This window comes from Streptomyces sp. NPDC102402 (genome assembly GCF_044765765.1).
GTDB lineage: Bacteria > Actinomycetota > Actinomycetes > Streptomycetales > Streptomycetaceae > Streptomyces.
Map to the genome: position 1 here is coordinate 745,680 of NZ_JBIWKR010000003.1, position 25,119 is coordinate 770,798.

23 protein-coding genes and 2 pseudogenes are annotated in these 25,119 nt (G+C 72.9%); 12 read left to right on the forward strand and 13 right to left on the reverse strand.

Features of this window, described 5'->3' with window-relative positions; translation table 11 throughout:
* Window positions 1-28 precede the first annotated feature (28 nt).
* Window positions 29-1,480 carry an MFS transporter gene (locus tag ACIRJR_RS12910; RefSeq protein ID WP_403778204.1) on the reverse strand — a complete coding sequence of 484 codons (1,452 nt, stop codon included), beginning with the start codon at window positions 1,478-1,480 and terminating at the stop codon, window positions 29-31.
* Between the two features lie 105 nt (window positions 1,481-1,585).
* Between ACIRJR_RS12910 and ACIRJR_RS12915 the strand changes: the two genes are divergently transcribed.
* On the forward strand, window positions 1,586-2,197 hold the full coding sequence (locus tag ACIRJR_RS12915) for a TetR/AcrR family transcriptional regulator (protein ID WP_403778207.1): 612 nt from the start codon (window positions 1,586-1,588) through the stop codon (window positions 2,195-2,197).
* 177 nt (window positions 2,198-2,374) lie between these two features.
* Window positions 2,375-3,373 carry an aldo/keto reductase gene (locus ACIRJR_RS12920; protein WP_403778210.1) on the forward strand — a complete coding sequence of 333 codons (999 nt, stop codon included), beginning with the start codon at window positions 2,375-2,377 and terminating at the stop codon, window positions 3,371-3,373.
* Between the two features lie 133 nt (window positions 3,374-3,506).
* Here ACIRJR_RS12920 and ACIRJR_RS12925 read toward each other — a convergent pair whose 3' ends face one another.
* Both ACIRJR_RS12925 and ACIRJR_RS12930 read right to left on the reverse strand, forming a co-directional pair.
* A complete protein-coding gene (locus ACIRJR_RS12925) occupies window positions 3,507-4,361 on the reverse strand; it encodes a PhzF family phenazine biosynthesis protein (protein ID WP_403778213.1) in 855 nt (284 codons plus the stop codon).
* A gap of 219 nt (window positions 4,362-4,580) precedes the next feature.
* Window positions 4,581-5,336, reverse strand: a complete 756-nt coding sequence (locus ACIRJR_RS12930; RefSeq protein WP_403778216.1) for an SDR family oxidoreductase — start codon at window positions 5,334-5,336, stop codon at window positions 4,581-4,583.
* Window positions 5,337-5,478: 142 nt separating this feature from the next.
* Here ACIRJR_RS12930 and ACIRJR_RS12935 point away from each other — a divergent pair, with 142 nt between their 5' ends.
* Entirely contained in the window at window positions 5,479-7,146 is a 1,668-nt protein-coding gene (locus tag ACIRJR_RS12935) for an alkaline phosphatase D family protein (protein WP_403778219.1), read from the forward strand.
* Window positions 7,147-7,167: 21 nt separating this feature from the next.
* Here ACIRJR_RS12935 and ACIRJR_RS12940 read toward each other — a convergent pair whose 3' ends face one another.
* Window positions 7,168-8,175 carry a Gfo/Idh/MocA family protein gene (locus ACIRJR_RS12940; protein ID WP_403778222.1) on the reverse strand — a complete coding sequence of 336 codons (1,008 nt, stop codon included), beginning with the start codon at window positions 8,173-8,175 and terminating at the stop codon, window positions 7,168-7,170.
* Between the two features lie 85 nt (window positions 8,176-8,260).
* Here ACIRJR_RS12940 and ACIRJR_RS12945 point away from each other — a divergent pair, with 85 nt between their 5' ends.
* Together ACIRJR_RS12945 and ACIRJR_RS12950 are read left to right on the forward strand one after the other, a co-directional pair.
* Entirely contained in the window at window positions 8,261-9,655 is a 1,395-nt protein-coding gene (locus ACIRJR_RS12945; protein ID WP_403778225.1) for a Bcr/CflA family multidrug efflux MFS transporter, read from the forward strand.
* A gap of 108 nt (window positions 9,656-9,763) precedes the next feature.
* Window positions 9,764-10,762: a small ribosomal subunit Rsm22 family protein gene (locus tag ACIRJR_RS12950; protein WP_403778228.1), complete on the forward strand. Its 999-nt coding sequence runs from the start codon at window positions 9,764-9,766 to the stop codon at window positions 10,760-10,762.
* A gap of 69 nt (window positions 10,763-10,831) precedes the next feature.
* On the opposite strand, the pseudogene ddaH reads toward ACIRJR_RS12950, so the two are convergent.
* Window positions 10,832-11,677: pseudogene (gene ddaH, locus ACIRJR_RS12955) on the reverse strand (dimethylargininase); the annotation flags it as partial.
* A 160-nt stretch (window positions 11,678-11,837) separates the two neighbouring features.
* Here ddaH and ACIRJR_RS12960 point away from each other — a divergent pair.
* Together ACIRJR_RS12960 and ACIRJR_RS12965 are read left to right on the forward strand one after the other, a co-directional pair.
* Window positions 11,838-12,449, forward strand: coding sequence for a TetR/AcrR family transcriptional regulator (locus ACIRJR_RS12960; RefSeq protein WP_403778231.1), 612 nt, complete (start codon window positions 11,838-11,840; stop codon window positions 12,447-12,449).
* A 142-nt stretch (window positions 12,450-12,591) separates the two neighbouring features.
* Window positions 12,592-13,335: a bifunctional DNA primase/polymerase gene (locus tag ACIRJR_RS12965; protein WP_403778234.1), complete on the forward strand. Its 744-nt coding sequence runs from the start codon at window positions 12,592-12,594 to the stop codon at window positions 13,333-13,335.
* A 52-nt stretch (window positions 13,336-13,387) separates the two neighbouring features.
* On the opposite strand, the gene ACIRJR_RS12970 is transcribed toward ACIRJR_RS12965, so the two are convergent.
* The 5 genes and pseudogenes from ACIRJR_RS12970 to ACIRJR_RS12990 all read right to left on the reverse strand — a co-directional run bounded on the left by ACIRJR_RS12970 (window position 13,388) and on the right by ACIRJR_RS12990 (window position 17,577).
* Window positions 13,388-14,386 carry a hypothetical protein gene (locus tag ACIRJR_RS12970; RefSeq protein WP_403778237.1) on the reverse strand — a complete coding sequence of 333 codons (999 nt, stop codon included), beginning with the start codon at window positions 14,384-14,386 and terminating at the stop codon, window positions 13,388-13,390.
* A pseudogene (locus tag ACIRJR_RS12975) lies at window positions 14,298-14,501 on the reverse strand (iron transporter); the annotation flags it as partial. The gene ACIRJR_RS12970 and the pseudogene ACIRJR_RS12975, both read right to left, overlap by 89 nt.
* Before the next feature lie 96 nt (window positions 14,502-14,597).
* Complete coding sequence (locus ACIRJR_RS12980) at window positions 14,598-15,437, reverse strand: heme ABC transporter ATP-binding protein (protein ID WP_403778240.1); 840 nt, start codon at window positions 15,435-15,437, stop codon at window positions 14,598-14,600.
* Window positions 15,434-16,516 carry a FecCD family ABC transporter permease gene (locus ACIRJR_RS12985; protein WP_403778243.1) on the reverse strand — a complete coding sequence of 361 codons (1,083 nt, stop codon included), beginning with the start codon at window positions 16,514-16,516 and terminating at the stop codon, window positions 15,434-15,436. The genes ACIRJR_RS12980 and ACIRJR_RS12985 overlap by 4 nt, the downstream gene beginning before the upstream one ends.
* Window positions 16,513-17,577 (reverse strand): hemin ABC transporter substrate-binding protein, encoded by a 1,065-nt coding sequence (locus tag ACIRJR_RS12990; RefSeq protein WP_403778246.1) that lies wholly within the window; start codon window positions 17,575-17,577, stop codon window positions 16,513-16,515. Before ACIRJR_RS12990 ends, ACIRJR_RS12985 begins: the two co-directional genes overlap by 4 nt.
* A 131-nt stretch (window positions 17,578-17,708) precedes the next feature.
* Here ACIRJR_RS12990 and ACIRJR_RS12995 point away from each other — a divergent pair, with 131 nt between their 5' ends.
* The 3 genes from ACIRJR_RS12995 to ACIRJR_RS13005 all read left to right on the forward strand — a co-directional run bounded on the left by ACIRJR_RS12995 (window position 17,709) and on the right by ACIRJR_RS13005 (window position 21,465).
* A complete protein-coding gene (locus tag ACIRJR_RS12995; protein ID WP_403778249.1) occupies window positions 17,709-19,106 on the forward strand; it encodes an HtaA domain-containing protein in 1,398 nt (465 codons plus the stop codon).
* A 48-nt stretch (window positions 19,107-19,154) separates the two neighbouring features.
* Window positions 19,155-20,699: an HtaA domain-containing protein gene (locus ACIRJR_RS13000; protein ID WP_403778252.1), complete on the forward strand. Its 1,545-nt coding sequence runs from the start codon at window positions 19,155-19,157 to the stop codon at window positions 20,697-20,699.
* A 94-nt stretch (window positions 20,700-20,793) separates the two neighbouring features.
* Entirely contained in the window at window positions 20,794-21,465 is a 672-nt protein-coding gene (locus ACIRJR_RS13005) for a PhzF family phenazine biosynthesis protein (protein WP_403778255.1), read from the forward strand.
* Between the two features lie 15 nt (window positions 21,466-21,480).
* On the opposite strand, the gene ACIRJR_RS13010 is transcribed toward ACIRJR_RS13005, so the two are convergent.
* Window positions 21,481-22,146 carry a heme oxygenase (biliverdin-producing) gene (locus ACIRJR_RS13010; protein ID WP_403778258.1) on the reverse strand — a complete coding sequence of 222 codons (666 nt, stop codon included), beginning with the start codon at window positions 22,144-22,146 and terminating at the stop codon, window positions 21,481-21,483.
* Window positions 22,147-22,315: 169 nt separating this feature from the next.
* A complete protein-coding gene (gene map, locus ACIRJR_RS13015; RefSeq protein ID WP_403778261.1) occupies window positions 22,316-23,173 on the reverse strand; it encodes a type I methionyl aminopeptidase in 858 nt (285 codons plus the stop codon).
* A 58-nt stretch (window positions 23,174-23,231) separates the two neighbouring features.
* Between map and ACIRJR_RS13020 the strand changes: the two genes are divergently transcribed.
* A complete protein-coding gene (locus ACIRJR_RS13020; protein WP_403778264.1) occupies window positions 23,232-23,474 on the forward strand; it encodes a hypothetical protein in 243 nt (80 codons plus the stop codon).
* Window positions 23,475-23,600: 126 nt separating this feature from the next.
* On the opposite strand, the gene ACIRJR_RS13025 is transcribed toward ACIRJR_RS13020, so the two are convergent.
* Window positions 23,601-24,203, reverse strand: a complete 603-nt coding sequence (locus tag ACIRJR_RS13025) for a hypothetical protein (RefSeq protein ID WP_403778267.1) — start codon at window positions 24,201-24,203, stop codon at window positions 23,601-23,603.
* A 151-nt stretch (window positions 24,204-24,354) separates the two neighbouring features.
* On the opposite strand from ACIRJR_RS13025, the gene npdG reads away from it, so the two are divergent.
* Window positions 24,355-25,065, forward strand: coding sequence for an NADPH-dependent F420 reductase (gene npdG / locus ACIRJR_RS13030; RefSeq protein ID WP_250289459.1), 711 nt, complete (start codon window positions 24,355-24,357; stop codon window positions 25,063-25,065).
* Window positions 25,066-25,119: the final 54 nt, after the last annotated feature.

Below are 25,119 nucleotides of genomic sequence, written 5' to 3' on the forward strand. Positions count from 1 at the left end.
GCGCCCGTGTCCCGCCGCCCGGCCCGACTCACCCGGAGGATGTCCGGCTGCCGGTCCGGCCGAGGAACGCCCCGGCGAGCAGGGCGCCCGCGAGGACCAGTGCCGCGTTGACGAGGACCGCCGCCGAGACGCCGGACAGGACCGCGCCAGGACCGGTGTCCGTCCCCGACCGTGCGGTGACGACCGCACTCATCACGGGGATCCCCAGGGTGATCCCGACCTGCTGGGTCATCGTGGCCAGGCCGGTGGCCAGGCCCTGCTCCTCGTCGGGGAGTCCGGAGGTGGCGGTCACCATGAAGCCCACGATCATCAGCATGTTGCCGACCCCGCCGACGAAGGTCGCGGCCAGCAGGAGTGTGATCCAGCCGCCGGAGGTGCCGAGCGCCACGAGGGAGAGGGTGGCCGCGGCCTGGACGGCACCGCCGGTGACGATGGTGCGCCGGCTGCCGAACCGGCCCACCGCGCGCCCGCCGGCCATGCCGCCGATCACGGTGCCGATGCCCAGGACGCCGAAGGCGAGACCGGTGGCGAGAGGGGAGTAGCCGAGGACCTCCTGGAGGTAGAGGGTGAGCAGGAAGACCAGGGACGTCTCGGTGACGAAGGCGATCAGCCCGGTGGCGTTGCCCCAGACGACGCTGCGCCGCCGCAGGATGCGCACGGGGACCAGGGGCGCGACGGCCCGCTTCTCGACGAACCAGAATGCGGTGAGGAGCGCGGCGCCCACGAGCAGTGCGGTCAGAGTGGTGGGCGTGGTCCAGCCGGACTCGCCCGCCCGCGTCAGTCCGTACACGAGCAGCAACAGGCCGCCGGTGACGGTCGCGGCGCCCGGCAGGTCGAGCTTCGGGCGCCCGGCCGGCCGCGAGTCGGTGATCACGGACGGGGCGAGGGCGACCACCAGCGCGGCGACGGGGACGTTGACGAAGAAGGCCCAGCGCCAGGAGAGCAGGTCGGTGAGCAGCCCGCCGAGCACCGCTCCGGCCGTGAACCCGGCGGACATCAGGGCGCCGTTGAGGCCGAGGGCGCGCTCGCGCAGCGGGCCCTCCCTGAACGCCGTGGTGAGCAGCGCGAGTCCGGCCGGGGTGACGGCCGCGGTGGCCAGACCCTGCAGGACGCGAGCGGTGAGAAGGACCTCGGGCGAGGTGGCGAACCCGCCGAGCGCCGAGGAGAGGCCGAGCACGGCCATCCCGCCGGTGAACAGCCGCTTGCGGCCGACGAGGTCGGCGACGCGCCCGAACAGCAGGGTGAACCCGGCGGCGGCGAGGGCGAAGGATGTGGCGATCCACTGCAGGTCGGCGAGGGAGAATCCGAGACCGTCGCCGACGGCGGGCAGGGCGACGTTGAGGATCGAGAAGTCCACGGCGATCATGAACTGTGCGCCGAGGAGCAGGACGAGCACGAGCTTCTGACGGGCGGTCATGCGGGTGGACGGGGCTGCCCGGGAAGGCGTGGTGGCGGGTGCCGTGCTGCTGGATGTGGACATGGGTGCCCCTTCCTGGAGCCTCGGGATCTCTAACGGTCCTGCGGTTCCGTTAGAGTGGTGTCACCGTAGCAGGGGATGAGGCTTTAATGGAACTGGAGGACCGTTATGGGTGCTGAGGATGTGGAGCCGGGCACGGTCCGGCCCGGCGGGCGTACGGCCCGGGTGCGCGAGTCCGTGCTGCGCGCAGCCGGTGAGGCGCTGGTCGAGCAGGGCTTCGACCGGCTCGATCTCGCCGATGTCGCCCGCCGCGCCGAGGTCGGCAAGACGACGGTCTACCGGCGGTGGTCCACCACGGCGGGGCTGGTCGCCGACCTGCTGACGGACATGGCGGAGCAGTCCGTCCCGCGCACGGACACGGGCTCCCTGGACGACGACCTCAGGGCCAACGCGCGGCTGGTGGTACGGACGCTGACCGATGTGCGCCAGGGCCCGCTCTTCTCCGCCGTCGTCGCGGCGGCGACGTGCGACGCCCGCACTGCCGAGGCCCTGCACCGCTTCTACGCGGTCCGCATCGAGGAGTGGGCCGGCTGCGTCGAGGCGGCGGTCGGGCGGGGCGAGCTGCCTCAGGGCACCGATGCCCGCGAGGTGATCAGGGCCGTGTCGGCGCCCCTCTACTACCGCTTCCTGGCCAGTGGCGACCCCCTCGACGAGGAGGTCGCCGACCGGGCGGCCGAAGCGGCGGCCGTGGCGGCGAGGGCGGGCGTGTACGCGGGCTGACGCAGGCCCGTACGCGCGGAGGGACGGGACGGATCGACGTGGCCGGGCTCCCCGTCGCCCGGCGGCCCGTACGCGCACGCAAGGACGGGCGGCCCCGGCACGGCGCCGCGGTCCGTGCGTGATCGGGGTGGCCGGCGCTTGACCTCTCGTGCACTCCAACTCGTAGCGTCCGTCGGCATGCAGACACAGACGGACTGGCAGCAGAGGACACAGGGCCGCACCGGGATCGAGGTCGGCGCGCTCGGCTTCGGATGCTGGGCGATCGGAGGCGAGTGGTCGACGCCCGACGGCAGCCCGCTCGGCTGGGGCGCGGTCGACGACGAGGAGTCGGTGGCGGCGATCCGCAGGGCGCTCGACCTCGGGGTGGGATTCTTCGACACGGCGGACGTGTACGGAGCCGGGCACAGCGAACGCGTGCTGGGCAGGGCGCTCGCGGGCCGGCGGGACGAGGCCGTGATCGCCACCAAGTGGGGCAACCTGTTCGACGAGCGGGCGCGCACGATGGACGGAGCCGACAGGTCGCCGGCGTACGCGCGTCAGGCGCTGATCGCCTCGCTGCGCAGGCTGGGCACCGACCGGATCGACCTCTACCAGCTGCACCTGGGCGACACCCCGTTCGAGGAGGCGGCCGAACTGCGCGAGGCCTGCGAGGGGTTCGTGGCCGAAGGGCTGATCCGGGCCTACGGCTGGAGCACCGACGACCCGGAGCGCGCGGCACTGTTCGCCGGAGGTGAGCACTGCGCGGCCGTCCAGCACGCCTGCAACGTGCTGGAGGACGCCCCCGGGATGCTGGCCCTCAGCGAGGAGCGGGGCCTTCTCAGCGTCATCCGGAGCCCGCTGGCCATGGGCCTCCTCACCGGGGCGCGTGATCCCGGCCGGCGGGCGGCGGCAGGCGACATCCGGTCCACCCCGCCCGCCTGGCTGCACTGGTTCGAGGCGGGCGGGGTGCCCTCGGCGCACTGGGCACCGCGCGTCGAGGCGCTCCGCGAGGTGCTCACCGCGGACGGCCGCACCCTCGCCCAGGGCGCCATCGGCTGGCTGTGGGCGCGCAGCGGGCGGACCGTGCCGATCCCCGGCTTCCGGACGGTGGCCCAGGCCGAGGAGAACGCCGGAGCCCTCGCCCACGGGCCGCTGAAGCCGGAGCAGATGACGGAGATCGCTCGCCTGCTCGCGTGAGCGGGGTCAGGGCTCGCGGACTCGTGCCGGGCGGTGACCCGGAGCCCGGAGCCCGGCTTCGGGGCACGGGCGGGGAGGGCGGGGGCCGGAGCGACGGCCTCGGCCGGCCCGGGGCAGCTGCCCGCCTCGCCCGTCAGCCGATCCGGGTCCCCGTCCCGCTCACCCGGACCCGCACGTCACCGGGCCGCAGCTCGACGGTGAGCGTGCCGGGTCGGCCCATGTCGGCGCCCTGGTGCAGGGTGAGGACCGCGTCCTGCGGGACGAGGCCCTGCTCGCGCGCGTACGCACCGAAGGCGGCCGCCGCGGCGCCCGTCGCCGGATCCTCCACCACGCCGCCGACCGGGAACGGGTCGCGGACGTGGAAGACCGTGGGGGACTCCCGCCAGACCAGCTGGACCGTCGTGAGGTCCACCTCGTGCATGAGGGCCTTCAGACGGGCGAAGTCGTACGAGAGGTCCGCCAGCCGTTCGCGCGTCGCGGCGGCCAGCACCAGGTGGCGGGCCCCGGCGTAGGCCACGCGCGGAGGCAGCGCGGGGTCCAGGTCGGCGGACGGCCAGTCCAGTGCGGCGAGTGCCTCCGCCACGGTCTCCGGGGCCGCGTCCGTGGTGTGGGGCTCGACGCTGGTGAGGGTGGCGCGGAGCTCACCGCCCTCGCGGGTGACGGTGACCGGGACCGTACCGGCGGGGGTGGAGAACACCAGGTCGCCCGGCCCCTCCCGCTCGGCGAGCGCGATGGCGGCGGCCACCGTGGCATGGCCGCAGAAGGGGACCTCGGCCTCAGGGCTGAAGTAGCGGACGGTGTGCCCGCCGTGGCCGTCGGGCGCGGTGAGGAACACGGACTCGCTGTAACCGAGCTCCGCCGCGACGGCGAGCATCGCCGCGTCGTCGAGCCCGGAGGCGTCCAGGACCACTCCCGCCGGGTTGCCCCCGTCGGGGTCGGCGGAGAAGGCGGTGTAGCGCAGGACCTGGGGGCGGGGACGTGAACTCATGTCGCGGTCAACCGAGGCGGGCGGGCGGGCATTCCCAGGGGGTCGTCAGCCGCATCCCCCGCGGGGTGGGTCCGGGGCCTGGCTCCCCGGGCCACCCCCTGGCCGCTCCCCGGCCCCACGGCTCCAGGACGCAGGAGTCCAGGAACGCACCGCCCGGCCCGACGGGCAGGCCAGGGCGGTGGCGGCGGCCGGGGCGGGTCATGGACGAGCGCGGAACGGTCAGCCCCGGCCGACGTACGGCATGGCCGTGGCCAGCACCGTCGCGAACTGGACATTGGCCTCCAGCGGCAGCTCCGCCATGTGCAGGACCGTCCGCGCCACGTCGGCCGCCGCCATCACCGGCTCGACGGCGACCTCGCCGTTGGCCTGGAGGATCCCCGTGCTCATCCGCTCCGTCATGTCGGTCGCCGCGTTGCCGATGTCGATCTGCCCGCAGGCGATCCGGTACGGCCGGCCGTCCAGCGACAGCGACTTCGTCAGGCCGGTCACCGCGTGCTTCGTCGCCGTGTAGGCGAGGGAGTGCGGGCGGGGCGCGTGGGCCGAGATCGAGCCGTTGTTGATGATCCGGCCGCCCTGCGGGTCCTGCTCCTTCATCAGACGGTACGCCGCCTGCGCGCACAGGAACGTCCCCGTGAGGTTGACGTCGACCACCCTCCGCCAGTCCTCGTACGCGAGGTCCTCGACGGGGGTGGAGCCCGGCCCGAACGTCCCCGCGTTGTTGAAGAGCAGGTCCAGCCGGCCGAACCGGTCCCGTACGGCGGCGAAGAGCGCGGCCACCCCGTCCGGGTCGCTCACATCGGTGGGCAGGCACACCGCGGAGCCCGGACCGGCCGCGGCGGCCGTCTCCTCCAGGGCGGCGGCCCGGCGGCCCGCCAGGGCCACCGTCCAGCCCGCACCCGTGAGAGTGAGAGCGACCGCCCTGCCGATCCCCGATCCCGCACCCGTGACGACAGCGATTCTCTGCTCAGCGTTCATGGCCCGGCAGCGTACGGGAGGTTTCGGGGCGGCCGGCACCCGGTGCTCATCGCACCGCCATAAGGATGTTGTGTACCCGCCAACGGTTGGTCGTGGCCCCGCACTCCAATGCCTCTGACAACATCCGGCAGGGGAGGGGCATATGACACCCGCACAGATCAGCAGGACGCCCGGCCAGGGCGGCCATTCCGAGGAGCTGCGCGCCGCCGCGCGCCGGTTCGGGTCCGGTGTGGGGCGCCGCCGGTTCCTCACGGTCACCGGCGCCGCGGCCGCACTGGCCTTCAGCGCCGGCCTGCCCGGCGCGGGCACGGCGGCCGCCGCCGAGCTCGACGCGCGCAAGATCACCGAGGACCCCTTCACCCTCGGTGTCGCGTCCGGGGACCCGCTGCCGGAATCCGTGCTGCTGTGGACGAGACTCGCGCCCCGCCCCTACGAGGCCGACGGCGGGCTGCCCGCCGAGCGTGTCGAGGTCCGCTGGGAGATCGCCCGCGACGAGCGCTTCCGGCGCATCGTCCGGCGCGGATCCACCACGGCCCACCCCGAATTCGGCCACAGTGTCCACGTGGACGTCGGCGGCCTCGACTCCGACCGCGGCTTCTACTACCGCTTCCGCGCCGGCAACTGGACCAGCCCCACCGGACGCACCCGCACCGCACCCTCCCGCGGTGCCCGCAACAGCGCGCTGACCCTGGCCGCCGTCTCCTGCCAGGCGTACCACGACGGCTACTTCACGGCCTACCGGCACCTCGCGGACGAGGACGTCGACGTGGTCTTCCACCTCGGCGACTACCTCTACGAGTACGCGGTCACCGCCGTCGGCGGCGCCCGCAACTACACCGACCGGGTCCTGCCGGACCACTACAACCGGGAGACGCTCACGCTGGAGGACTACCGCATGCGGTACGGCCTCTACAAGTCCGACCCCGACCTGCGCGCCGCCCACGCCGCGCACCCCTTCGTCGTCACCTGGGACGACCACGAGACCGAGAACAACTACGCGGGCGACACCCCGGAGAACAGCGTCCCGCCGGAGGAGTTCCTGCTGCGCAGGGCCGCCGCCTACCGCGCGTACTGGGAGAACCAGCCGCTGCGCACCCCGCAGCGCCCCACCGGCCCCGACATGCGGCTCTACCGCCGCCTGGAGTTCGGCCGGCTCGCCCAGTTCGACATCCTCGACACCCGCCAGTACCGCAGCAACCAGGCGTACGGCGACGGCTGGAAGGTCCCCGGACCGGAGTCCGAGGACCCGTCGCGCACCATGACGGGCGCCGCCCAGGAGCGCTGGCTGCTCGACGGCTGGAAGAGCTCGGACGCCCGGTGGAACGTCCTGCCGCAGCAGGTCACCTTCGCCCAGCGCCGCGACGTGCCGTCCGACGCCTACAAGCTGTCCATGGACTCGTGGGACGGCTACCCCGCCTCCCGGCAGCGGATCATGGACGGCGCGGAGGCCGCCGGCATCGGGAACCTGATGGTCCTCACCGGCGACGTGCACGTCGGCTACGGCTTCGACCTCAAGAAGGACTTCGACGACCCGGCCTCCCGGACCGTCGGCACCGAGATCGTCGCCACCTCGGTCACCAGCGGCAAGGACGGTGCCGAGAAGCCCGCCAACTGGGACAACCTGACCCAGGCCAATCCGCACATGAAGTTCTACAACGGCCGCCGCGGCTACGCGCTCGTCACCCTCGGCAGGGACGAGGCCCGCGCCGACTTCCGTACGGTCTCCGGCGTCACCACGCCCGGTGCGCCCGTCTCCACGGCCGGGTCCTTCGTGACGGAGGCCGGGAACCCGGGGCTCACCCCCGCGTGACCCGGCCCCCCCCTCGCGAGGTCAGGCGCGGGCGTCCGCCGGATAGCGGACGCCGATGCGGTCACGGACCGCGTCGAGCGTCCGCATCACGGCGAGCGAGCCCTCCAGCGGCACCAGCGGGGACTCCTTCTCGCCCGCCAGCAGGGCTCGCGTCACCTCGGCGGCCTCGTACTGCATGCCCGAGAGGCCCTGCGGCCCCGGGCCCGTCACGACCTTCTCGGGCTCGCGGCCCGGCCGGTGCAGGACGAGGCTCTCCGGGTGGAAGAAGCCCTGCGGGAAGTCGATCCGCCCGGCCGTGCCGGTGACGGAGGCGACGGTCGGCAGATCGCCGACGATCGAGCAGCTCAGCAGCGCCGTGGCACCGGACTCCCAGCCCAGCAGCATCCCGGTGTTCAGGTCGACGCCCTCCGGGGACAGCAGCGCGTCCGCCTGCACCCGGTCCGGCTCGCCCAGCAGCAGCTGGGCGAACGACACCGGGTAGACCCCGAGGTCCAGCAGCGCGCCGCCGCCCAGCGCGGGGTCGCGCAGCCGGTGATCAGCCCCGAAGCTGCCCGCGAAGCCGAAGTCGGCCTGCACCGTGCGGATCTCACCGATCGCGCCGTCCCGCACCAGCTCGGTCATCCGGCGGATGACGGGGTTGCAGTACGTCCACATGGCTTCCATCAGGAACAGCCCGCGCTCCCGGGCCAGTCCCACCAGCTCCCGCGCCTCGCGCTCGTTGAGCGTGAACGCCTTCTCGCACAGCACGTGCTTGCCGGCCTCCAGCGCGAGCCCGGCCGCCTCCCGGTGCGCGGAGTGCGGGGTGGCGACGTAGACCACGTCGACGCTCTCGTCCGCGACGAGCTCCGCCCAACTGCCGTACGCCCGCTCGATCCCGAACCGGTCGGCGAACGCCTTCGCGGAGGCCTCCGTGCGTGAGGCGACCGCCACGACCTCCGCACCGGAGTCCTTCATCGCCAGGAGGTCCCCCGTGAAGGTCGCGGCTATGCCGCCCGTCGCCAGTACACCCCAACGCACAGTCCCGCTCATGCCAGCCCGCTCCCACGCAAAAAGGTATCGACCACTACAGCTGACCTGAGAGCATAGATGTGGTTTCAACGAAGCGGAGACGAGGATGCCGGACAGCGGCGTGAGCCGGGCCCAGCAAGAAGACGCACACATACCGACGAGCAGCAGGAGCGCCGAACCGAGCGCTCAGGCCACCGCCACCCCCACCGCAGCGGGTGTCCCGGCCATTTCCACCACCATGGCGCCGGGCCTCCCGGCCGCCTCCACGACCACCGCACGGCGGGCCGGGATCCTGGTCACGCTGGTGCTGGGCGGGCTCACCGCACTGCCGCCCCTCTCGATGGACATGTACCTCCCGGCGCTTCCGGAGGTCACCGACGCGCTGCACGCGCCGGCCGCGACGGTCCAGCTCACCCTGACCGCCTGCCTCACCGGCATGGCGCTCGGCCAGCTCGTCGTCGGACCCATGAGCGACCGCTGGGGCCGGCGCACGCCGCTGCTCCTCGGCATGATCGTCTACGTGCTCGCCACCGCGATCTGCGCCGTGGCCCCCACCGCGGAACTCCTCATCGGCTTCCGCCTCCTCCAGGGCCTGGCCGGCGCGGCCGGCATCGTGATCTCCAGGGCCGTCGTCCGTGACCTCTACGACGGCGACGAGATGGCCCGGTTCTTCTCCACGCTGATGCTGATCTCAGGCGTCGCCCCCGTCATCGCGCCCGTGATCGGCGGCCAGGTACTGCAGTTCACCGACTGGCGTGGGATCTTCGTCGTCCTGACCCTCGTCGGCGTGCTGCTGACCCTCGTCGTCTGGAAGTGGCTCCACGAGACGCTTCCCCCGGAACAGCGCCACACCGGCGGGGTGGGTGACGCGCTGCGCACCATGCGCGGGCTGCTGGCCGACCGGGTGTTCACCGGCTACATGATCGCGGGCAGCCTCGCCTTCGCCGCGCTCTTCGCCTACGTGAGCGCGTCCCCCTTCGTCGTCCAGGAGATCTACGGGGCCTCGCCGCAGACCTTCAGCCTGCTCTTCGGAATCAACTCCATCGGGCTGATCGCCGTCGGCCAGATCAACGGCAAGCTGCTCGTCGGGCGGGTCAGCCTGGACAAGGCGCTCGGCTTCGGCCTCACCGTCATCTCCGTCGCGGCGATCGCCCTGCTGCTGATGACGTCCGGCGTCTTCGGCGAGGTCGGCCTGCTGCCGGTGGCCGCCGGACTGTTCGTGCTCATGTCCGCCATGGGCCTGGCGATGCCCAACACCAACACCCAGGCCCTGATGCGCACGAAGCACGCGGCGGGCTCCGCGTCCGCGCTGCTGGGGACCACCCAGTTCCTCATCGGCGCCATCGCGTCACCGCTGGTCGGGATCGCGGGGGAACACACCGCCGTGCCGATGGCCGTGGTCCAGGTGGTCTGCGCCCTGTCCTCGGTGGCCTGCTTCCTGCTGCTCTGCCGGCCCTGGCAGAACGCGGGCGGCGCGCCGCGGTCGCCCGCCAAGGGCTGAAGCGCCCCGGCGGGCCGGACCGGACCGGGCCCCGGCGAAGCTCTGTCCGCGTTCCGCGGCCGACCGGTGGGCTGCGGGGGGAGGGACCACAGCGCCTACAATTCGGCGGTGAACGCCTCCCTCCCCACCGCGGAAGCCCTGCGTGCGGCGCTGGCCGCCCTGCTCGACGGGCTGCCCCCGACGCAGGCCGCGCAGGCCGTCGACCGGCTGATCGCCAGCTACCGCGGGACCACCCCCACCGACGCCCCGATCCTGCGGGACCGCTCGGACGTCGCCGCGTACGCCGCGTACCGGATGCCCGCGACGTTCGAGGCCGTACGGTCCTGCCTCGACGCACTCCGCGAGGCCGCGCCGGACTGGTGCCCCGCCACCCACACCGACATCGGGGGCGGCACGGGCGCGGCGAGCTGGGCGGTCGCCGGTGCCTGGGAGGGGCAGGAACCGCGGACGGCGGTCCTGGACTGGTCGGAGCCCGCTCTGGCGCTCGGACGTGAGCTGGCCGAGTCCTCCGGCCTCCCCGGGCTGCGGGCCGCCACCTGGGAACGGGCGCGGATCGGCGTCTCTCCGGCGCCCGCGCCCACGGACCTGGTGACCGTCTCGTACGTGCTCAAGGAGCTCACGCCGAAGGACCGGGCCGCGGTCGTGGACGCCGCTGCGGCGGCGCAGGCCGTGGTGATCGTGGAACCCGGCACCCCGGACGGCTACGACCGGATCATCGAGGCCCGCGAGCGGCTGATCGCCGCCGGTCTGTCCGTCGCCGCGCCCTGCCCGCACGACGACGCGTGCCCCATCGAGCGCGGCACGGACTGGTGCCACTTCTCGGCGCGGGTCAGCCGTTCCTCCCTGCACCGCCAGGTCAAGGGCGGCTCGCTCAGCCACGAGGACGAGAAGTTCAGCTATGTCGTGGCGACCCGCTTCCCCACCGGACCGGCGCGTGAGCGGGTCGTCCGCAGGCCGCAGATCCGCAAGGGCCAGGTGCTGCTGGAGCTCTGCACCCGCGACGAGGGCCTGAAGCGCGCCACGGTCACCAAGCGGCACGGCACGCTCTACCGTGCCGCCCGGGACACCGCGTGGGGCGACGCCTGGCCGCCGGCGGAGGAGGACTAGGGCCTTGATCAGGGCCTCTCGTCCGGATCCTGCCGGGCTTCCGATCCGGCCTGTTCCGGACGAAGGTCCCTAGGCGCCGGCCCGCAGCTCCTGGGTGCAGCACTTCACGCTGCCGCCGCCCTTGAGCAGCTCGCCCAGGTCCATCGGGACCGGCTCGAAGCCCCGGTCCCGCAGCGGGTCGAAGAGTCCCGTGGCGGCCTGCGGGAGCAGCACATGGCGCCCGTCGCTGACCGCGTTGAGGCCCAGGGACGCGGCGTCCGCCTCCTCGGCGATCAGTGCGTCCGGGAAGAGCCGGGCCAGCACGGACCGGCTGCCCGGGGAGAAGGCCCCCGGGTAGTACATGATCTCGTCGGCCGCGTCGTCGAGCACGCACAGGGCCGTGTCCAGGTGGTAGTAGCGCGGGTCGATCAGATCGAGGCCGATGACGGGGCGCCCGAAGAACTCCTGGGCCTCGTCGTGGGAGAGCGGACTGGACCGGAAGCCGCGACCGGCCAGCAGGTACGAGGACGTCACGGCGAAGTCGCCCTCGCCCTCGTTGACGTGGGCCGGCTCGTGGATCTCGGTGAAGCCGTTGGCCCGGAACCACTCCCGGTGGGCCTCGGCCTCCGCGTACCGCTCCCGGTAGGCGAACAGGGCGCCGAGCACACGGCCGTCGACCACGGTGGCCCCGTTGGCGGCGAACACCATGTCGGGCAGGTCGGGGCGTGGGGTGAGGAGCTCCACGGTGTGGCCCAGGGCCCGGTAGCGGTCGCGCAAGTCCTCCCACTGGGTGGTGGCGAGGGCCAGGTCGACGGGTTTGGACGGGTCCATCCAGGGGTTGATGGAGTACGTGACCTCGAAGTGGGCCGGGGCACACATCAGGTAGCGACGAGGGGTGGCGTCACGGGTCAATGCAGGCTCCTCACGAACGGCGGGCGGTGCCGCGGAACGGTGGGATGCGCACGGGGTGTGTGCGTGTGTTCATGGTGCGCCGAGCCGGGCCGCCGCGCTGTGATCCGTTCGGGTGGTTCTCGCGCGGTGGCGGGACGGGCGGCAAGACGAGACGTATCGGGCCGTGACCCTCTACGCTGACCCGATGCCTCCTCACAGAGCCCCCGACGCCAGCCGCCGCAGCGACCGCTCCCGGCGCGCGATCTGTGACGCGGCGCTCTCCCTGGTCGGCGAGGTGGGCTACGCGAGGACGACGATCGAGGGGATCGCCGCCCGGGCCGGCGTCGGCAAGCAGACGATCTACCGCTGGTGGCCGTCGAAGGCGGCCGTGCTCATGGAAGCGTTCATCGACATGGGAGCCCGGCAGGCGGACGGTGCCGAAGGGGGCGGCGTCCCGGACTCCGGTGACCTGGCGGCCGACCTCAGGGCCGTCCTGAGGGCCACGGTCGACGAGCTGAACGACCCCGCGATCGAGGCGCCCACCCGGGCGCTGACCGCCGAGGGCGTCATCGATCCGGCCCTCGGAGCGCAGTTCGTCGAGAATCTGCTCGAACCCCAGCTCACGTTGTACGTCACACGGCTGCGCGCGGCCCAGGAGTCCGGAGAGGTGCGTGAGGACATCGATCCCCGGGTCGCCCTGGAGCTCCTGATCGCCCCGCTCGCCCACCGCTGGCTGCTGAGAACCCTTCCGCTGACCCATGCGTACGCCGACTCCGTCGTCGACCACGCCCTGCGAGGGCTCTCCGCCAGGCCGTGAGCCCGGCCACGCAATCCATGACATTCCGTACGAGTGTGCCTGCCTCGGCGTGACAGATCGGGCACCCCGCTTGGGGACTCTGGCCACCCGAGGAGCAGGATGGTGGGACCATGGAGAGGAAACCGCTGAGGTGAGGGGATAGATGGGCGCCGATTCCGGCCGCTATCGCGGCACAGAGGGCAGGATTTCCCAGTGGCTGCGCAGGCGGCCGAAACCACAGCCGGAGGCCGACGACGCGGCCCGGCTGGCGCTGCTCCTGGCCGTCGCCGAGGCGGGAATGCCTATCTCGCCCGCCGCGTACCCCTCCGGATACCGATGTTCGTGCGAACGCATCGGCTGTCCCACCCCGGCACGGCACCCGGTCTCCTTCGCCTGGCAGACGCAGTCGACGACGGACCGCGCGCAGATCGAGCGCTGGGCGGCCGACCAGCCCCTGGCCAACTTCATCACCGCGACGGGCATGGTCCACGACGTCCTGGACGTCCCCTTCACCGCAGGGCGTGCGGCCCTCGACCGGCTCATCGACGCCGGGATCGACGTCGGCCCCGTGGCCCGCTCCGGCGCCGACCGGATGCTCTTCTTCACCGCCACCCGCGGCACACCCGACGACGAGGACGAGTGGTGGCCGTGCGAGCTGGACTGCCACCCCGAGACCATGGACGAGCACCCGGGGATGCGCTGGCACTGCCGCGGCAGTTACGTCCTCCTGCCGCCCGCACGCCTCCCCGGTGAGCTGGACGTGCACTGGATCCGCGGTCCGGAGAATCCCCTGCCCGACCCCCTGACGCTCCTCGAGACGCTCACCGACGCCTGCGCGCAGTACGCGGACACCGCCGAGCAGAGCGACCTCGACCACGACTCGGTGGCCTGGCCCCTCAGCCGCTGAGCGGGCGCGGCTGCCGGTCCCCAGGGCGGCAGGGTCCTGTCGCCCGCGGCGGTCAGGAGCCCTGTGCCGCGACCAGACCGGGCAGCCGGTTCAGCACACGGACCTTGCCGTCGGTGTCGCCCGCGCCCTTCTTGGGCACGTAGACCAGCTGGCTGGAGACCCGCTCCTTGGTGAGGGTGCTCTTCACCTCGCCGGTCAGCAGCGCCCGTACGTCGGCCGTGACCGTCGGGCGCAGCCCCTGCGCCGCGGTCTGCCGCTCGAAGTGCTTGCTGCTGAAGAAGACCAGCGCCCCGCCGTCCTCCGTCGTCAGGCCCAGCGGCGCGAACGTCCCGGAGGCCAGCGCCTGGTCGTCGTACTGGTAGGAGAACCCCGCCCTGCGGGTGTTCTTCCGTGCGTCCCGCCAGCCCGAGGTCATCGACCCCGGGGCGAACACGTCCGGTGCGCCGTCCCTGAGGTAGTCCGTGTACGTGGTGCTCAGCTTCGCCGGCGGAGTGGCCAGGACCGCGTCGGTGTCCGCCGAAGGCACGGGCTGGGCCCAGCCGTCGGCGTCCTTGCGGAACTTCGGGATCTCGGACGGGGAGGCGACCGCCAGGTAGGAGACCTTCCACGGGGCGTCCGGCCCGGTCCGGACGAACGTCAGCAGCCAGCGGGTGTCCAGCTTCCCGTCGTCCTGGTCGCGGTTGGAGTCGGTGTCCGCGAGGAACCAGCGCGGCCAGCCCGCCTTCCGGGGAATGGTGTACGAGGCGTCGGTCAGCTCCAGCGGCTTGTGGGCCGCGTTGCCCTCCGGGCTGTTCTTGCGCCGCGCGACCAGACCGGCCTGGTTGATCGCGCCGAGCGAACCGGTCACCCGGTCGGCGTCGAGGTCCGGATCGTACGCCTTGTCCGCCTTGTTGTACGCGACGGTGAAGTCCTCCAGGGCCTTCGCCGCCTCGGACTCCGTAGCTCCCGGAACGACTTCCAGTTCACCGTGTACCGTCACGCAGCCGCTCGCCGTCACGACCAGTACCGTCGCCGTCGCGAGCCCCGCCGCCAGTCGACCCAGCCTTCTCATCCGTTGCCTTCTGCGCCTTCTGATCCGTCGTCCGCACTGACCGCCTGAACCCTACCGGGGTGAGGAACAGCGTGAGCGTGGGGATGAGATACAGCGCCCACACCGTGACCTGAAGGGCGGCCGGGCCGGCGCTCACCGCTGGATCCGGTCTCATCGGGCGACCTCGGAGGCGGTCTGATCACGGCCCTCCCGCAGGATGGCCGGAAGGGCGTCAGGGAAGCCTTCTCGGTACGACGAGCGGCACTCCGGTCCGCGGGTGGGGGAACACCTCGACGGGCTGCCGGTACACCTCGCCGAGCAGCGCGTCCGTGAACACCTCGGCGGGCGGCCCGGCCGCCGCGACGCGTCCGCCGTGCAGCACCACGGCGCGGTCCGCGTACGCCGCCGCGAGGCCCAGGTCGTGCAGGACCACGACGACCGCGTCCCCGGCGGCGGCCCGTTCGCGGCAGATCCGCAGGACCAGCTCCTGATGGCGCAGGTCCAGCGCGGCCGTGGGTTCGTCCAGGAGCAGCAGCGGGGCGCGCTGCGCCAGCACCCGGGCCAGGGCGACGCGGGCGCGCTCGCCTCCGGACAGCGCGGAGAAGGGGCGGTCGGCGAACCCGGCGACCTCCGTCGCGGCCATCGCCGCCGCGACCGCCTCCTCGACCTCGTCCTCACGGGCCGTCCCCGCCCAGGGCGCCCGTCCCATCCGTACGACGTCCTCGACCGGGAACGGGAAGGCGAGCGAGGCGGACTGCGGCAGGACGGCCCGGCGCAGGGCCAGTTCGGCGGCGGACCAGGCCGTGACCGGCCTGCCGTCGACGCGTATCCCACCGTCGTCCACGGGCAGGTCGGCGGCCAGCGCCGCCAGCAGCGTCGACTTCCCGGCGCCGTTCGGTCCGACGAGGGCGAGCACCTCGCCCGCCCGGACGGTCAGCTCCACGGAGTCGAGGACCCGCCGTCCGCCCAGCCGGACGCCCGCCCCGGCCGCCTCGGCGGCGGCGGAGCCACGGGGCACGGGGGAGGGCAGCTCCCTCGCGCGGGAGGCGAAGAGCCCGGTGAACGCCTTCATGCCCAACCACCTTGCCTGCGACGGGTCCTGCGGAGGAGCCAGAAGAAGAACGGGCTGCCGAGCAGTGCGGTCAGCACTCCGAGCGGGAGCTCGGCCGGAGCGGCGACGGTGCGCGCGGCGAGATCGCCCGCCACCAGCACCAGCGCACCGCCCAGAGCGCTTCCCGGGACGAGGAAGCGGTGGCCGGGGCCGTTGGCCATCCGCAGCAGGTGCGGGACGAGGAGCCCCACGAAGGAGATGATCCCGGCGACGGCGACCGCGGCGGCGGTCAGCAGCGCCACGACGAGGACGAGCGCGATCCGCAGCCGTTCGACGTCGACGCCGAGGTGCCGGGCGGGCCGCTCGCCGAGTGCGAGCAGATCCAGCTTCCTGGCGTAGAACGGGGCGACCAGCAGACCCAGCGCCGCGCACGGCAGCACGGCGAGCACCTTCGGCCAGGTCGCCTGGGAGAGCGAACCCAGCTGCCAGAACGTGATCTGGGTGATCTGCGCGTTGTCGGCGAAGAAGATGAACAGGCCGATCAGGGCGCCCGCGAAGGCGTTGACGGCGATCCCGGTGAGGATCAGCGTCACCACCTCGGTCCGGCCGCCCGAGCGGGAGAGCGCGTACACGAGCAGGACCGTGACGAGACCGGAGACGAACGCGCAGACGGTGATCGTCCAGTTGCCGAGGAAGGTCAGCCCGAGCGCGATCGAGGCGACGGCACCGACCGCCGCGCCCGAGGAGATCCCGATGACGCCGGGCTCCGCCAGCGGATTGCCGAACACCCCCTGCATCAGCGCGCCCGCGCAGCCGAGGGAGGAGCCGACGAGCAGGGCGAGCGCGACCCTCGGCAGGCGTACGTTCCACAGGACGCTCTCGCCGACCCGGTCCAGGGCCTGCCCGCCGAGGCCGGCACGGTGCTGGACGGAGGAGAGGACGTCGCCGAGCGGGATGCCGTAGGCGCCGAGCCCGGCGGAGAGCAGACAGCCGAGGAGCAGCGCGGCGGACAGGGCGACGGTCAGGGGGAAGGCCCTGCCGCGCCGTCCGGTGGCGGCCTCGGGCTTCGCGGCGGGTCCGTCGTACGAGGCGGTCGTCACCTGCTCTCCCCGCCTTCCGGATAGAGCTGCTCCACGAGTCCGGCCAGTACCCGGTCGGTGCGCGGTCCGTAGTTCAGCAGGACCCCGTCGTCGATCGAGACGATCCGGCGGTCCATCCCCGCGGGCGTCTCCGCGACGCCGGGGATCTTCACCAGACCTTCTACGCCGCCCACCGAGTCCAGGCCCTTGGTCATGACGAGGATCGCGTCGGGGGCCGCCTCGGCGAGTGCCTCGCTGGTGATGGCCGTGAAGTCCTTCGTCAGCCCGGAGGCCTTGCCCGCGTCGACCGCTCCGGCCGCTTCGAGCAGGGAACTCGCCCCGGACTCCTGGCCGCCCAGCAGGTAGACGGAGGCCGAGCCGCGCAGGTAGAGGAAGGCGACGCGTGGTCCGCCGCCCTCGCGCCGTGCGGGAACGTCCTTCTGCACGGCGGCGATACGGGATTCCGTGCGCGCCCGGAGTTCGTCGCCCGCGGACGGCACGCCCAGCGCGGCCGCCACGGCGTCGATCCGGCGGCCCACGTCGGCGAGTTCCTTCGCGGGTTCGATGACGAGGAGCGGGATCCCCGCGTCGCGGATCTGTGAGATCGCCTCGGCGGGGCCGGTCGTGGTGTCCGCGAGGACGACCGTCGGCCGCAGGGAGAGCACGCTCTCGGCGGACACGTCATGAGCGCGGGTCACCACCGGCAGATTCCCGGCCTGTTCGAAGGTGGCGGTGATGTCGCGAGCCACCACCTGCTCGCCGAGGCCGAGCGTGAACACGATCTCGCTGAGCGAGCCGGTGAGCGGGACGATCCGGTCCGTGGAGGTGACGGTGACGTCCTTGCCGTCCGCCGAGGGAACGGTGACGGGCAGTCGCGGCTCGGGAGATCCGGCCAGCGGCTCCACGGTGTCCGCCGCGGCGGAGGCGGCCGGCGTGGCGGCCGTCCGCCCGGCGGGCGTTCCCGTGCCGCATCCGGTCACGGCCGCGGCGAGCGTCACGGCGGCGGCCAGGATCCCGAGCCGGCCCGTGCGCCGCCGCACGGCTCTCGGGTCCGCCGCGGCGGAGTACTGGGGAGATCGCACGGGTGCACCGTCCTGGGGTCTTACGGACGCGAGGTGCCGGAGGGGTTCCGGCGCGCGCCGAGGTGATATTAGGTTAGCCTCACCTCACTAAGCTTAGGCTGGCCTTACTCAATCCGATCCCGGGGGGTCCCATGACGTCGTCCGTATCCGCCCGCGCGCTCGCCGCCGCGCTTCTCGCGGTGCTGCTCGGAGCGCTGCTCCCGGCCACCGCCGCGCAGGCGGCGAGCCGCACGGTGCAGGGCGGCCGGCTGGACTGGGGTATCAAGTCCTCCTTCCAGAGCTACGTCACCGGGCCCGTCGCGGGCGGCAGCTGGAGTCTGACCGGCGGAGCCGCGACGGTCGGCCGAAGCGAGTTCCGCTTCCACTCGGCCACCGGCTCCTACGATCCGGCGAGCGGCGACCTCCGAGCGGGATTCTCCGGCGGTGTCCGCTTCGTGGGGCACAAGCAGGCGGGCGGCGGCAACGAACTCGACCTCACCATCAGCCGGCCCACCGTCAGGATCTCCGGCGGCACCGGGACCCTCTACGCCGACATGGTCAGCAAGGCGCGGGGGAGCGGCAGGGTCACCACCTCGGCCCAGGTCCCCCTGGCCACCCTCGGCCTCTCCGGGATCGACATGAAGGGCGGCTCCACGCCCATCGCCCTCAACGGTGTCCCGGCGACCCTCACTTCGCAGGGCGCGAGCGCGTTCGCCGGCTACTACGCGGCCGGGACGCCGCTGGACCCGGTCAGCCTCTCCGTCGACGCGAAGGTTCCTGCCGCCGCCGAGCCGTCGAAGCCCCCCGCGTCCTCCCCCTCGCCCTCCGCCCCGAAGAAGAAGGAGACCGCGGGCCGTTTCGAGGACGCGGCTGTCGACTGGGGTGTGCGCCGCACCTTCCGCGAGTACGTCACCGGCTCCATCAGCCGGGGGAAATGGGCTCTCGCCGACGGGGCCCAGGACGGCGGGGCGGTCTTCCGCTTCCCGAAGGGTGAAGGCACCTACGACACCGTGAAGCACACGCTGGACGCCGACTTCACCGGCAGCGTCCGCTTCACCGGGGCCGACGGCCTCGACCTCGAACTCGCCGCGTTCACGGCACGGGTCGCCTCGGGCAGGGGCACGCTCCTGGCGGACGTCACCAGTGACGGCACCACCGACAGGGCCGTCCCCCTCGTCACGTTCGCGGCCGGGGACCTCACCCCCGAGGACGGGCTCGCCGTCCTCACCGAGGCCCCCGCGACCCTGACCGCCGACGGAGCCAGGGCCTTCGGCTCCCTCTACAAGGCCGGCACCGTGATGGACCCCGTCTCCCTCGCCGTCGCCGTCGACCCGAAGGCGGAACTGCCCCCGCTGCCCGACCTGGGCAGCGAGGCGGAACCGTCCGACGCGCCCGCGACACAGCCCGCCGGGACTCCTGCCGCCCAGCCCGCGGCTGCGGAGTCCGGCCCCCGTACCTCCCTCCTCGTCGGGGGTGGGGCCGCGTTGATCGCGGCGCTCGCCGCCGTGCTGTACGCGGCCCGTCGCCGCCGTGCGCCACGGAACACCTGACCACCTCTCCCTTCTCCCTCTCCCACACGTTCACCAGGAGTCACCGCAATGGCAGCCAACCGCCGCCCCGTAGCCCTCGCCGCAGCCGTCGCCACCGCGGCCGCCCTCGGCGCCACGTTCGCCCTCCCCGCTCTCGCCGCGGACGGGGCGGCACCCTCCGCCGCCGTGGAACTGACGGACGGAACCCTCGACTGGGGCTTCAAGGAGTCCTTCCGCAGATACATCGGCGGAGCCGGCACGATCACCGTCAAGGACGGCGCCACCCAGGCGGCCGGCAACGGGGTCTTCACCTTCGGCAACGGCAAGGGCTCCTACGACACGACCACCCACGGCACCGACACCGCCTTCGACGGAAGCGTCAACTTCAGCGCCCACGGCGGCGTCCTCGACATCACCCTCTCCGACGTGAAGGTCACCACGAGCGGCACGGGCGGTGCGATCACCGTCGACCTGAAGACCCCGCAGGGCACCGAGAACGACGTGGCGTTCGCCGAGCTCGACCTGTCGGCCGTCCGGCCCGGCCAGGGCGAGGGCGGCGCGATGGTCTTCAAGGACATCCCCTCGAAGCTGACGAAGGCCGGCTCGGCCGCCTTCAACGGCATGTACGCGGAAGGCGAGGCACTCGACCCGGCGACCCTGTCGGTCAAGGCGGTCACGGCGCCCCCGACCGAGGAGCCGACGAAGGAGCCCACCGAGGAGCCCACCGAGGAGCCGACGAAGGAACCCACCGAGAAGCCGACGGCCACCCCGACGGACAAGCCCACGACCCCCGCCTCCCCGAACCCTTCCGCGTCGGCCGGCACCCCCGCGGCCGAGCAGGGCGCACTCGTCGACGGCACCCTGGACTGGGGCGTCAAGGAGTCCTTCCGCTCGTACGTCACCGGACCGATAGCGAACGGCAGGGTCGAGACGTCGGGAGGCGCCACCACCGCGGCCTCCGGCTACCGCTTCCCCGACGCGACGGGCACCTTCGACGCCGACGAGCAGACGCTGGACGCCGAGTTCGACGGCACGGTCCGCTTCCTGGGCCACAAGGAGGGCGACGCCTACACGCTCGACCTCTCCCTCGCCGGCCTGGAGGTCCGGGTGGAGGACGGTGCCGGAACCCTCGTCGCCGATGTCTCCAGCAAGGACCGCGAGACCGGGAAGGTCACCACCTACACCGATCTCGCCGTCGCCCAGCTGAAGCTCCCCGGCGGTGAACTCTCCGCGAAGGACGGCGTGGTGAGCCTCGCCGCCGTACCGGCCACCCTGACCGCCGACGGCACCAAGGCCTTCGGGGGCATGTACGCCGAAGGCACCGCGCTCGACGCCCTGACCGTCTCCGTCGCGCTCGACGAGGACGCCGAACTCCCGGGTGCCACCGGCGGATCGGGCACCGCGGGCGGGACGGGCGGCACCGGCTCCACGACCGGCACCGGCTCCACGACCGGCGGCGGCACGGTCGGTGGCGGCGGCACCGTGGGCGGGGCCGGCTCCCTCGCCTCCACCGGCGCGGGCCTCCCGGCCGGTGCGCTGATCGCCGCCTCCGGGGTCGTCGTCGCGGCGGGTGCCGGAGTGGTGGCCGTGGCGCGCCGCCGCCGTACCGTCTGATCCCCGTCCCCGCGGGAAACCGGGCCGCACCGGCGCGATCCTCGCCGGTGCGGCCCTTCGGGGTGACCGGGCGCCGCAGTGCTTCAATGACCCGGTGAACGACTACGACGTACCCGCCGGAATCGATGTACTGCACGTGTTCTGCGGCCCGGACGGCCGCCACGGCAACGCCCTCGGCGTCGTGCGCGACGGGCGCGAGTACCCCGACGACGGGTCCCGGCAGGCGCTCGCGCGCAAGCTCGGCTTCAGCGAGACGGTCTTCGTCGACGATCCGGAGCGCGGCACGGTCGACATCCGTACGCCCACACTGCGGCTGCCCTTCGCCGGGCACCCGCTCGTGGGCACCGCGTGGCTGCTCGACCTGGAGGTCCTGGAGCTGCCCGTCGGGGACGTGACCGCCCGCCAGGACGGTGAGTTCACCTGGATCACGGCCCGCCCGGAGTGGGCGCCGCCGAGGACGCTGAAGCGGTACGCGTCGGTCGCGGAGGTCGAGGCGCTGACCGGGCCGCCGCCCGGCGAGGGCTGGCTCTACGTCTGGGCCTGGGAGGACGAGGCCGCGGGGCGGGTGCGGGCGCGGGCCTTCCCGCGCCGCGACGACGGCATCGACGAGGACGAGGCCACGGGCGCCGCGGCCATGCTGCTGAGCGCCGAGCTCGGCCGGGCCCTGAACATCAGACAAGGACGCGGCTCCCAGATCCTCACCGCACCCGCGCCGGACGGCACGATGGAGGTCGGGGGCCGCGTCCTTCTGGTGGTCACGTCCTGAACCGGACGGGCGGGCCTACGCGCTGAGCGGGAAGGCCTCGCCGAGCTCGCGGAAGACGGCGGTGTTCAGCGCGAAGGCGCGCTTGCACTCGTCGACGACGCGCTGCTTCTCCAGATCGTCGGCGTTCACCGCGTCCAGCAGTTCCCGGTACCCCCGCTTGAAGGCGGCCGGGTTGGAGATCTGCTCGAACACGTAGAAGCGGACCCCGTCACCCTTGCGCTCGAAGCCCCAGGTCTTCTCCGCGGTGCCGCGGATGATCTGGCCGCCCGAGAGGTCCCCGAGGTAGCGGGTGTAGTGGTGTGCGATGTATCCGGCGGGCCACTCGCGGGCGCACTCGGCGACCCGCGCGGCGTAGGCGGCGGTGGCGGGGAGCGGCTCCAGGCCTTCGCGCCACCCCTCACCCCGCAGGTGGGTGAGGTCGCGTTCCAGCTCGGCCGCGCGCATCAGCTCCGGCTGGATGAAGGGCCCGGCGACCGGGTCCTCGCCAAGGGCCTCCGCGCCGTCCTCCAGCGCCCGGTAGACGAACCACAGCTGCTCGGTGTAGCGCGCGTACGCGTCCACTCCGAGCCGGCCGCCGAGCATGTCGCTCATGAAGGACGAGGACTCCGCCTCCATGTGCTGCTCGTGCGACGCGGTGCGGATGAGAGTCGAGAAGGGCGTGGTGGTGGCGGTCGAGTCCAAGGCGGGCCTCCGGGGACCGAGGGGGACGGGAAGTCCGGACAGAAACGTGCATACCGGCAGCAGCTGTGCACGCCGCCGCGCACCGATATGCTGATCCTCCTGCTTAGGCTTACCTAAGTCAACATGTTCCCGACTGTCTGTCGGTAACGGTGGCCGTCCCGTGGGAGTCCTACGGAAGAGTCAGGATCTCCGCCCCGGTCTCGGTCACCACCAGTGTGTGCTCGAACTGCGCGGTCCGCTTCCGGTCCTTCGTCACCACGGTCCAGCCGTCGTCCCACATGTCGTAGTCGTGGGTCCCGAGCGTCAGCATCGGCTCGATGGTGAAGGTCATCCCGGGCTGCATCACGGTCGTCGCGTGCGGGCTGTCGTAGTGCGGGATGATCAGGCCGGAGTGGAACGAGGAATTGATCCCGTGCCCGGTGAAGTCCCGCACCACCCCGTAACCGAACCGCTTCGCGTGCGACTCGATGACGCGCCCGATCACGTTGACCTGCCGCCCGGGGCGCACCGCCTTGATGGCGCGGTTCAGCGACTCCCGGGTGCGCTCCACGAGCAGGCGTGACTCCTCGTCGACGTCGCCGCAGAGGTAGGTGGCGTTGTTGTCGCCGTGCACGCCGCCGATGTACGCCGTGACGTCGAGGTTCACGATGTCGCCGTCGCGCAGCACGGTCGAGTCCGGGATGCCGTGGCAGATGACCTCGTTCAGCGAGGTGCAGAGGGACTTCGGGAAGCCCCGGTAGCCCAGGGTCGACGGGTAGGCCCCGTGGTCCACCATGAACTCGTGCGCGACCCGGTCGAGTTCGTCGGTCGTGACCCCCGGGGTGATGTGCTTGGCGGCCTCCTCCATCGCCTGCGCCGCGATACGGCCCGCGATCCGCATGCGCTCCAGGGTGTCGGAGTCCTGGACCTCCGGTCCGGTGTACGGGGCCGGGGCGGGCTTCCCCACGTACTCGGGGCGCCGGATCCTTCCGGGGACGGAGCGGACGGGAGTGATCTCCCCTGGTACGAGAAGCGACTGGCCAGACATGTCAGCGAGTCTAACCAGCGTGCTCGGGGCACCATGGCAACGAGGAAAGGATCCCGCGATGGCCCTGTTCAAGAAGCGCACGGTGGGCAAACCGGGCGAATGGTACTACTGCCTGGAACACAAGAAGGTCGAGGAAGGCCCCGAGTGCCCGGGGAAGGACCGCTTCGGCCCCTACACCACGCCGGGGGAGGCGCAGCGCGCGATGGACACGGCGCGTGAGCGGAACCTGGAGTGGGAGAACGACCCGAAGTGGCACGACCGCACGGAGGGCCCGGAGGACGGGACGCCGGGCCCGGGCTGACCCGGGCCGGGGTGTCCGGCGGGTCGCGCCGGAGGGGGACGGGTGCCTGCCGCCCGCTCCGGTGGCCGGCGACCGCCCCGGCTCCGGCGCCTCCCTGGTCAGCCCGTGTGGATCGCGTCCAGGGCGTCACCACCGGGCCGGTGGCGGGGCGGTCAGCTGGTCGGCCAGCCGTGACAGCCGGTCCCGGAACGAGCGGCGCCCCCGCGGCGAGGGTGCGCCGTTCTCCCCGGCCGCCGCGCTGACCAGGTGCTGCACCGTGTCCAGGTCGACCTCGTCCTCGTCGGAGACGGTCAGCGCCTCGTGGGCGAGGCCCCGCACCTCGGGATCGCCGCCGTCCAGCGAGAGGACCGTCGCCCCCGCGCGGCGCGCGTCGCACACCCGTTCCAGCAGGCCGGCGTCCGGCCGCTCCGGCGCCACCACGAGCAGCGTCTCGCCGCGCCCCGCCGCCTCGATCCGGCCCAGGCCGACGGCCAGGTGCACCGGGTCGTCCGGCTCGACCCGGTGGCGTACGAGCGTGGGCCGCAGTTGCGGCAGACCCGACCAGGTCGACTCGTCCACCAGGTGCGCGGCCATGTGCCACGGCTCGTAGACCTCCGTCCCCACCAGCAGCAGCCCGCCGCCCCGCGGGACGACCGACGACCGCAGGGTCCGGGCGAACCCCCGGGCGGCCGCGGGCCACTCGGTACCGGCGAGCACCTCGCGCAGCAGCGCGACACGTACGGCATCCATGGCCCGGCATCATGCCGTCCGCCCGGCCCCCTGGCTGCCGGACCGCGGATATCCACCCGAACGGGAACAGTGCGGCGCCCCACCCGTGATGCGCGTCCCACAGCGGAGAGGTGAGGGACCCGCCTCCCGGACTGGCACTAGGGTCGGCGCCATGACTACGAATGACAGTGGAAGCGCCCCCAAGCCCCCCGCCAAGGACCCCTGGGACCTCCCCGACGTGTCCGGACTGACCGTGGGCGTACTCGGCGGGACAGGTCCCCAGGGCCGCGGCCTCGCCTACCGCTTCGCCCGCGCCGGACAGAAGGTCGTCATCGGCTCGCGCGCCGCCGACCGCGCCGAGGCCGCCGCCGCCGAGCTGGGCCACGGCGTCGAGGGCGCGGACAACGCCGAGTGCGCGCGCCGCAGCGACGTCGTGATCGTCGCCGTGCCGTGGGACGGCCATGCCAAGACACTGGAGTCCCTGCGCGAGGAGCTCGCCGGAAAGCTCGTCGTCGACTGCGTCAACCCGCTCGGATTCGACAAGAAGGGCGCCTACGCCCTGAAGCCCGAGGAGGGCAGCGCCGCCGAGCAGGCCGCCGCCCTGCTGCCCGACTCCCGGGTGACCGCCGCCTTCCACCACCTCTCGGCGGTGCTGCTCCAGGACGAGGCGATCGAGGAGATCGACACCGATGTCCTCGTGCTGGGCGAGGCCCGCGCCGACACCGACACCGTGCAGGCACTCGCGAGCCGTATCCCCGGCATGCGCGGCATTTTTGCCGGCCGGCTCCGCAACGCCCACCAGGTCGAGTCGCTGGTGGCGAACCTGATCTCCGTCAACCGCCGTTACAAGGCACACGCGGGGCTGCGCACCACCGACGTGTGAGCCCGTGCCCGGAGCCGAATCGGGCATGAGGGACACTGGACGGGACCGCGCACC

Excerpts from the sequence above, each read along its gene's own strand:
- ACIRJR_RS12910 (WP_403778204.1), bottom strand. The coding sequence starts at position 1,480 with ATGTCCACATCCAGCAGCACGGCACCCGCCACCACGCCTTCCCGGGCA.
- ACIRJR_RS12915 (WP_403778207.1), top strand. The coding sequence starts at position 1,586 with ATGGGTGCTGAGGATGTGGAGCCGGGCACGGTCCGGCCCGGCGGGCGT.
- ACIRJR_RS12920 (WP_403778210.1), top strand. The coding sequence starts at position 2,375 with ATGCAGACACAGACGGACTGGCAGCAGAGGACACAGGGCCGCACCGGG.
- ACIRJR_RS12925 (WP_403778213.1), bottom strand. The coding sequence starts at position 4,361 with ATGAGTTCACGTCCCCGCCCCCAGGTCCTGCGCTACACCGCCTTCTCC.
- ACIRJR_RS12930 (WP_403778216.1), bottom strand. The coding sequence starts at position 5,336 with ATGAACGCTGAGCAGAGAATCGCTGTCGTCACGGGTGCGGGATCGGGG.
- ACIRJR_RS12935 (WP_403778219.1), top strand. The coding sequence starts at position 5,479 with ATGACACCCGCACAGATCAGCAGGACGCCCGGCCAGGGCGGCCATTCC.
- ACIRJR_RS12940 (WP_403778222.1), bottom strand. The coding sequence starts at position 8,175 with ATGAGCGGGACTGTGCGTTGGGGTGTACTGGCGACGGGCGGCATAGCC.
- ACIRJR_RS12945 (WP_403778225.1), top strand. The coding sequence starts at position 8,261 with ATGCCGGACAGCGGCGTGAGCCGGGCCCAGCAAGAAGACGCACACATA.
- ACIRJR_RS12960 (WP_403778231.1), top strand. The coding sequence starts at position 11,838 with ATGCCTCCTCACAGAGCCCCCGACGCCAGCCGCCGCAGCGACCGCTCC.
- ACIRJR_RS12965 (WP_403778234.1), top strand. The coding sequence starts at position 12,592 with ATGGGCGCCGATTCCGGCCGCTATCGCGGCACAGAGGGCAGGATTTCC.
- ACIRJR_RS12970 (WP_403778237.1), bottom strand. The coding sequence starts at position 14,386 with ATGAGAAGGCTGGGTCGACTGGCGGCGGGGCTCGCGACGGCGACGGTA.
- ACIRJR_RS12980 (WP_403778240.1), bottom strand. The coding sequence starts at position 15,437 with ATGAAGGCGTTCACCGGGCTCTTCGCCTCCCGCGCGAGGGAGCTGCCC.
- ACIRJR_RS12995 (WP_403778249.1), top strand. The coding sequence starts at position 17,709 with ATGACGTCGTCCGTATCCGCCCGCGCGCTCGCCGCCGCGCTTCTCGCG.
- ACIRJR_RS13000 (WP_403778252.1), top strand. The coding sequence starts at position 19,155 with ATGGCAGCCAACCGCCGCCCCGTAGCCCTCGCCGCAGCCGTCGCCACC.
- map (WP_403778261.1), bottom strand. The coding sequence starts at position 23,173 with ATGTCTGGCCAGTCGCTTCTCGTACCAGGGGAGATCACTCCCGTCCGC.
- ACIRJR_RS13020 (WP_403778264.1), top strand. The coding sequence starts at position 23,232 with ATGGCCCTGTTCAAGAAGCGCACGGTGGGCAAACCGGGCGAATGGTAC.
- ACIRJR_RS13025 (WP_403778267.1), bottom strand. The coding sequence starts at position 24,203 with ATGGATGCCGTACGTGTCGCGCTGCTGCGCGAGGTGCTCGCCGGTACC.
- npdG (WP_250289459.1), top strand. The coding sequence starts at position 24,355 with ATGACTACGAATGACAGTGGAAGCGCCCCCAAGCCCCCCGCCAAGGAC.